Annotated in this window: 8 protein-coding genes; all 8 read left to right on the top strand. The window is 40.7% G+C overall.

The window, feature by feature from the left end; translation table 11 throughout:
• A partial coding sequence (locus tag NTU69_08675) for a sodium:solute symporter family protein (protein ID MCX5803585.1) occupies window positions 1–272 on the top strand: 272 nt, incomplete at its 5' end.
• Window positions 273–346: 74 nt separating this feature from the next.
• Entirely contained in the window at window positions 347–763 is a 417-nt protein-coding gene (gene nikR / locus NTU69_08680) for a nickel-responsive transcriptional regulator NikR (protein MCX5803586.1), read from the top strand.
• Window positions 764–827: 64 nt separating this feature from the next.
• Window positions 828–3,005 (top strand): TonB-dependent receptor, encoded by a 2,178-nt coding sequence (locus NTU69_08685; GenBank protein MCX5803587.1) that lies wholly within the window; start codon window positions 828–830, stop codon window positions 3,003–3,005.
• 24 nt (window positions 3,006–3,029) lie between these two features.
• A complete protein-coding gene (locus NTU69_08690) occupies window positions 3,030–3,410 on the top strand; it encodes a hypothetical protein (GenBank protein MCX5803588.1) in 381 nt (126 codons plus the stop codon).
• Between the two features lie 34 nt (window positions 3,411–3,444).
• Window positions 3,445–4,155, top strand: a complete 711-nt coding sequence (locus tag NTU69_08695) for a radical SAM protein (protein MCX5803589.1) — start codon at window positions 3,445–3,447, stop codon at window positions 4,153–4,155.
• Complete coding sequence (locus NTU69_08700) at window positions 4,152–5,522, top strand: ABC transporter ATP-binding protein (protein ID MCX5803590.1); 1,371 nt, start codon at window positions 4,152–4,154, stop codon at window positions 5,520–5,522. Before NTU69_08695 ends, NTU69_08700 begins: the two co-directional genes overlap by 4 nt.
• Complete coding sequence (locus NTU69_08705; GenBank protein ID MCX5803591.1) at window positions 5,506–6,294, top strand: energy-coupling factor transporter transmembrane component T; 789 nt, start codon at window positions 5,506–5,508, stop codon at window positions 6,292–6,294. The genes NTU69_08700 and NTU69_08705 overlap by 17 nt, the downstream gene beginning before the upstream one ends.
• Entirely contained in the window at window positions 6,291–6,911 is a 621-nt protein-coding gene (locus NTU69_08710) for a hypothetical protein (protein ID MCX5803592.1), read from the top strand. The genes NTU69_08705 and NTU69_08710 overlap by 4 nt, the downstream gene beginning before the upstream one ends.
• The last annotated feature ends 385 nt before the right edge of the window (window positions 6,912–7,296 follow it).

A 7,296-nucleotide genomic window follows, 5' to 3' on the forward strand; every position in this document is an offset into this window, starting at 1 on the left:
AAAGGGGTACAAAGATAGCAGCCAAGACAAGCATACTCTGCGGTTTCTTTTCTTCTCTTCTGTGGATGCTCTTCTTTCACGAACAGGAATCAAAGGCAATAGGATTATGTAATCTTTTCTTCCATTGTGACACCCTTGCAGACCTTCCCTGGAATATGATAGACCCGCAGATTATTGCACTTCCCATATCTTTCCTGGTATTTGTTATCGTTTCCTTTTTAACTCAACCGGTAAGGGAAGAAATAATAAGAAAAGCGTTCAGGCATATATAAGGACCAGGAAAAAACTTTGACTTTCTGATTTTAGAGTGCTACAAATTTAAAATGCGTATTACTAAGGAACAGACATGTCGGAATTAGTGAGATTCGGGGTTTCGTTAAGCAAAGAATTGCTGGAAAAGTTCGATAAGCTAATAAAAGATAAAAATTATACTAACAGGTCTGAGGCCTTTCGTGATCTGATACGTCAGGAATTTATTAAAAAAGAGTGGCAGGAAGGTGAGGATATTGCAGGGGCAATAACCCTTATTTACGATCACCATAGAAAAGACCTGTTAAATAAGATTACCGATATACAACATAATTTTCAAAAGGTAATAATTTCTACCCAGCATATACATTTAGACCACGATAATTGCCTGGAGATTATTGCCGTCAGGGGAAATCCTGTGGAGGTACAAAGATTAGCTGATACCTTAAAATCTATAAAAGGGGTAAAACACGGAACATTAAGCATGTCGAGTACAGGGAAAGACATTGATTAAACAGTATTATTTTTTTGCTTAATAGTAACACGAATATTATATTCGTGGCATAGAGAAAAGGTAGATGGTTAACTTATATATCTGGATTACAGCAATAATTGTCCCATTTTTTTCTGCTATTGGGATTGTGTATGCACAGGGTAGTGATCCAGTGGTATTAAGCGATATTGTTGTTACTGCCACAAGAACCGAAAAGGAGGTGGGTGAGGTGCCTGCTTCCACGAGTGTTGTCACAAAAAAGAATATAGAAAACAGCAATGTTCAGGCCGTAGATCAGGCAGTGAATGAACTTCCTGGGGTTTTTGACAGGCGTGGCAAGGGTCTCATGGACACACAGGCATCCATTACGTTAAGAGGTATGCCGGGACAACAGAGGACCCTTATCATGCTGGATGGTATAGCGCTCAATAAGGCGTATGATGGTACTGTGTCTTTTGGCGGTCTTTCTGTTGATGACGTTGAAAGGATTGAGGTTGTTAGAGGTCCATTTTCAAGCCTTTATGGTGGTTATGCCATGGGCGGTGTTGTGAACATATTAACCAAAATGCCGGAAAAGAGAGAAATAACCATAAAAGGTGGCTACGGCACAGACAATACATGGGGCACCTATATCTCCTATGGAGATAAATTTCAAGGTAAATTCAGGATTTTCATGAGTTATGGCTATAAGTCTACTGATGGTTATGTAACCGATTACAATGTACAGAGCACAAAACCCCCGGCAGGGATTAATGGTTGGCTCCCTACAATAAGTGATCAGGGGGCTGCCCGCTATCTTATCGGTGATAAAGGTAAAAATGGGTGGTATAATGATAATCTGACCATTAAAACAGGCTATGATTTCACAAAAACTTCTAAACTGAGGGTTTCTTTTATGAGAAATCAAAGTGAATATAAGTATGGTGACCTAAATACATATTTGGCGAACGCTACCGGAGTACCTGTTTACAAGTACGGCACCGTGAGGGAATCAACCTTTCTCGGTGGACCCGGTGGAACAACACAAAACATATATAATGCAAGTTATGAAGCAGAATTCTCATCTGTTAAGGCAAAGGCGTCTATTGCTCTCAACCAATATGAAAAGAACTGGTATGTAACCCCTGGCACGACAGCCGCAACTACACGTTTTGGAGGGCCCGGTACAGTTTCTTCCAGTCCGTCCCGTGCATATAATACTGATTTGCAGCTCACCGTACCGATTTTTCAAAAGCACGCTCTCACCATCGGGGGTTCATATAGATACAGCTGGTCAGATACTGAGGAGCATACCCTGACATACTGGAAGGATGAAGATTCCACAACAAACCCTACCTATCAATCGAGAGGAAAAGACAGGACACTTGCCTTTTTTATACAGGATGAGATAATGTTTCTTGATAATCTTACAGCGTATCTGGGACTCAGGCAGGATTGGTGGAAGGCATTTGATGGTTATGCAAATGATGTTGGTAAGACCGGCTATCCAAAACGCTATGGGTCTACAGATTACTTTTCAATAAGCCCCAAAGCAGCTCTCGTGTATACACCATTTAAGGATACAACCCTCAGGACATCCGTTGGAAAAGCATTTAGACCCCCTACGCTTTATGAACTTTATAGAACATGGACTTCAACAACCGGTACTACATACGCCGGCAACCCTGATCTAAAACCTGAAAAATCCATTTCCTGGGATATAGGTATAGAGCAAAAGTTGTGGCATGGGTTTCAGTTTAAGGCAGCCTACTTTGAAAGCTATATCGAAAACCTCATCTATAGCAGGACTCTTACTCCAACCCTTCAGGATAAAATCAATGTGGGGAAAGCGGACGTAAAGGGTTTCGAGATTGAGGGGGTACAGAAGTTCGATGCTGGCATAAAGCTGTTTGCTAATTATACATATAATAACGCAAAAGTCAGAGAGAATGATGTGAAACAGGCAACAGAAGGAAAATGTTTAACCTTTGTTCCGAGGGAGATGTTCAATATCGGTTTTGAAGTGGAACGAGGTCCCTTAAAAGCACACATTGTTGGTAGATATGTGAGCAAACGGTACAGTGACGATGAAAATAGAGATAGAACAAACAATGTATATCTCTCTTATGACCCTTATTTTGTAACCGATGCGAAGGTTTCTTATGCAATTACAAAATTTGCTACAGTGTCCCTCGCTGTTGATAATGTGTTCGATAGAGACTATTTCTCCTCTTACCAAGCTCCTGGTCGGAAGTGGTACGGAGAAATGATGTTGAAATTCTGATATACGAAGGAGGCCAAGATTGGTATGAATATTAAACGATTCGTCATATATCTTTTCCGCTGGCAGCTCAGCACCCCGATCCTCGCCCCGGTTGTATCATTTTTCAAGTTCGGGAGCTTTACCTTCGGGACCCCGCAGGACTGGCTCGGAGCGGGAGTGGCAAACCTCATAGGAGGTGCTATTTTCTACTGGGTTGACAGGTTCATATTTACTTCGAAGTCCCTTGATGTACAGTGGGAAGCCAAATCTAACGTGGAGTGTGCCGACTGCCACAAGATGGGCACAGGATACAGGATAGCCATTGTTAAGAGCAAAAACTATGACAAGAGCAAAGACAAGAATCCTGAGTTCAGGTGCGCAAACTGTTGCAGGGTAAAAGCCGGAGAATTAGGAGTGGTGTTCTGACTATATCAGTTCCCTTATAGACAAAGGTGCTCAAATGAATATCCATCGTATAACCTATAACCCCCGGGCAAATTCATGCAGCCTTTATTTTATAGGGTGCAACTTTCGCTGTATCGGATGTTACTGGAAAAAGATATACCCGAAGTTTAATCTCAAAGAGTTAAAACTATTGAACCTGAAAGAGGTAATGGAGGTACTCAGACCAGTGTCACCTGAAAAGGTTACCATTATCAGCGGTGACCCTGTAGAAAATTATGAATTTTCAATCCTGCCGAAGACACTCTATGAAGAGTTAGGATGTGAGGTACGTCTTATGACTAATGGCTACATACTGCCGTCTCTTGAAGGGTTGAAACATGTATCACTCTCAATCAAAGCCTTAAGCGATGATCTGCACAAACGCTACACGGGAAAATCCAATGCAACATCTCTAAAAAATTTCAGGTTTCTTTACGAAAACGGCGTAGAGGTCTCATTATCCAGTGTGCTTATCCCGGACCTGATAGAAGCTGAGGAAATAAAAAAGATCGCGCAATTTATAGGCAGCATAGACATGGATATCCCCTATCGGATAATCGGGTATATGCCGGTAGACGGGTTGCCTTACCGGAGCCCGGCTTATGAAGAACTGAAAGACGCAGCGGGATCGATCAATGGCAGCCTTAATAATGTTGTTTTTTCAGACCCGAAAGAACAGGATTATAAAGGTATAATTAACCTTTTTACCAACAACCTGAGAAGATGATAATAATCAAGGACCTCACTTATTCTTATCCTGAAGCGGATTACCCGACTCTTGAGGGTATCAATCTCGATATCAGGGAAGGCGAGTTTGTTTTACTCATTGGTCCGACCGGTTCTGGCAAATCAACATTTCTATATTGTCTTAATGGACTGATACCCCATGTTTTTGCAGGTGATATTCGCGGCGATATCAGGATAAATGGTATATCCCCCCAAGAAATAACCGTCGCAGAGATATCGAGGATTGTTGGAACCGTATTTCAGAACCCTGAAAGTCAGATATTTATGCTTAAGGTTGAGGATGACGTTGCCTTTGGCTGTGAGAATCTGTCTTTGCCAAAAGAAGAGGTGATAAAAAGAAGGGATATGGCGCTAAAAGAAATGGGGCTTTTACATGTGAGGAACGCCGAAACATTTAACTTATCGGGTGGGATGAAACAGAGATTGGCAATAAGCTCTATCTATGCTATGGGGCCAAATATATTTCTCTTTGATGAACCAACCACTGATCTCGATTCAAAGGGAAGGGGTGAGTTGTTAGGAATTATCAGAAAACTTAAAGAAAAAGGGAATACTATCTTGCTTGTGGAGCATCAGTATGAAGATTTTCTACCTGTGACTGATAGGGTAATCATTTTGGAAAACGGAAAAATTATTAATGAAACCAAATCGTTTCATAGCATCAGAACGGTGTGTAGAGAGAGGAGATGTTTCAAGGGATATTCAAATGAAATCGATATCCAGGATTTGACTTTTGGCTACAGAAAGGAGAAACCCATTTTAAAAGATATAAACCTGAATATCAGGAGGGGAGAGTTAATTGCGGTCTGCGGGGAGAATGGCTCTGGTAAAACTACACTATTAAAGATTATGGCAGGCCTTTTAAAGCCTGATAAAGGGAGGTTTGCCCTTTTAGGCTTTAACAATCCTACCATAGAAGAACTTATTGGCAGGGTTGGTTTTCTGTTCCAGAATCCTGATGAACAGCTTTTCGCAAATTCGGTAGAAGAAGAGATTATGTTCGGCCCATTGCAGTTAAAGAAAAAGGTTGATAAAGAGGAATACTTAAAACTTGCTAATTTTAATACTGTAAGAAAAAGACACCCTCAAACACTATCGAGAGGTCAAAGGCAACTCCTTGCAATATTATCTATCCTGGCAATGGAGCCACAGGTTATCATTTTAGATGAACCGACAACAGGATTGGATTACAATAACTTGTGCAGTCTCTTCAAAATCCTTAATGCGCTGGTTAATGAAAATAAAACAGTCATATTTTCTACACATCACATGGGTGTGAAAGAGTTTGCAGACAGGGCCATTCTACTCGAAGATGGCAGAATCGTAAGCGATGAGATATATCAGTAGGGCTACATTTTTTCACCACCTTGACCCTCGAACAAAGATACTTATGAGTCTTGCCTGTGCCTGTCTTATAGTGATTCTGAATACATCGTTCAGTCTTTTCGGGCTTTTTATGATTCTCTTAGCAGCTTTTTTCTCCGTAAAACCACCATTATCCTATATTAAAATTACTACCTATTTGATGGGAATGGCTATAGTTGCTACTGTGATTTCTCAGGGGTTTTTTTACTATTTTGAGCCGAGAACACCTATTCTTACAATCCTTCCTAAAGATGCAGGCCTCATTGGTAAACTTACCGGTGGTATATCGATTTACAGGGAAGGTTTAATCTATGGGGTAGTCCAGTCGATGAGGCTATTCTCAGCTACACTATTAAGCATGATCATCGTGATGAGCACGCACCCTTCCGATCTCATATTGGGGTTAAAAAGGTTTGGTGTTCCTGAAAAGATTGGTTTTATGCTTACAGTCAGTATACGTTTCTTACCAGCCTTGGCAGAAGAAGCAAAAAGGATATTGATTGCCCAGAAATTAAGGGGATTAAGATTAAAAGGACTGCGTGGCGCAATAAAGGGGTTTCGACTTCTTCTGCAGCCGTTGATTATTGATAGCCTGCGTAAAGCGAGAAGAACTGCCTTAGCCGCAGAGGTAAGGGGTTTTACCGGTAAAAGAACCGAAATCAAAAATATAAGATTTTTATGGACTGATTGGGTTACTCTGTCTATTGTATTTCTGATAATGGTATTGGCGATTAAAAACAGGTTTCATTTATGAATAGTTACATAAGTTCTGTAATTTTCATCTTTCTTTTAGGTGGAACAGTCTTCTATATAGGAGCAAGACGGAGATTATTCAAAGGTTTCAATGTACACGAGCTTGTAACTATTGCAGTGTTTTGTAGTCTCCTCTATATTGCAGGACTCCCGTTTAAATTTGGTTTAAGCCGGATACCCTTTATTCATGCCTTTACATATTCCATCCCATTTACTGCTGTATTGTTTATAGGGATAAGGCTTGTTCCGAAATTAGGGACGGCAACGCTAATCATCTTCGGGCATAGTCTATTATCTCAGATTATATCCCGTGGAATAAATCCTCTCTGGTGGCCCTATGCATTGCTCGCCGGTTTTGTTCTGGAGCTTTATTTTTTACTTTGTCGTAGTTATTTAGAAAGCAGGGCTAATGTTTTAGGGGCGGGCTTATTAAGAGGGCTTGTGGTATACATCTACTTCTATTACATATCTGCACCGTATATCTGGCATATATTTTATGCTCCCTGGTATATCTTTGTTCAAACATTACAGGGTGTAATAGGTTCCGGCATAGGTGCATTGATCGGTTTTTCTTTAAGTAAACCAATAATAAGTGCCTATCGACACGGGGGACTATAAATGCCATGGGTACAAGGTCGGAAGTGAGCATTGGTGAGATTGGGAATTTTGTTTCTGAAGCTAAGAACCCTGCCAATAAACTTAAACATAGACGTGGTTGATATTAAGCCAACCAGTTAAAGAAGAGACTATAAGAAAAGCATTTAAACATATATAATACCAAGTTGCATTCATTTGACAACTTTAAATAAAAACGCCCGTTCAAAAGAACAGGCGTTCCCATTTGCTCGTTCACTTGTTCACGCATTTACTGTTTCTTAAATTCCTTCTCCATTGCCTCTTTTGCAGGTTTCACATATATGTCTCTCAATTTTGGTTTCTCAATCTTTCCTGCAGGGTTACGCGGGATAGGGGCATACACCATCTTCTCCGGCCATTTGTATTT

This window comes from Pseudomonadota bacterium, assembly GCA_026388215.1.
In the GTDB taxonomy this organism is placed as follows: domain Bacteria; phylum Desulfobacterota; class Syntrophorhabdia; order Syntrophorhabdales; family Syntrophorhabdaceae; genus JAPLKF01.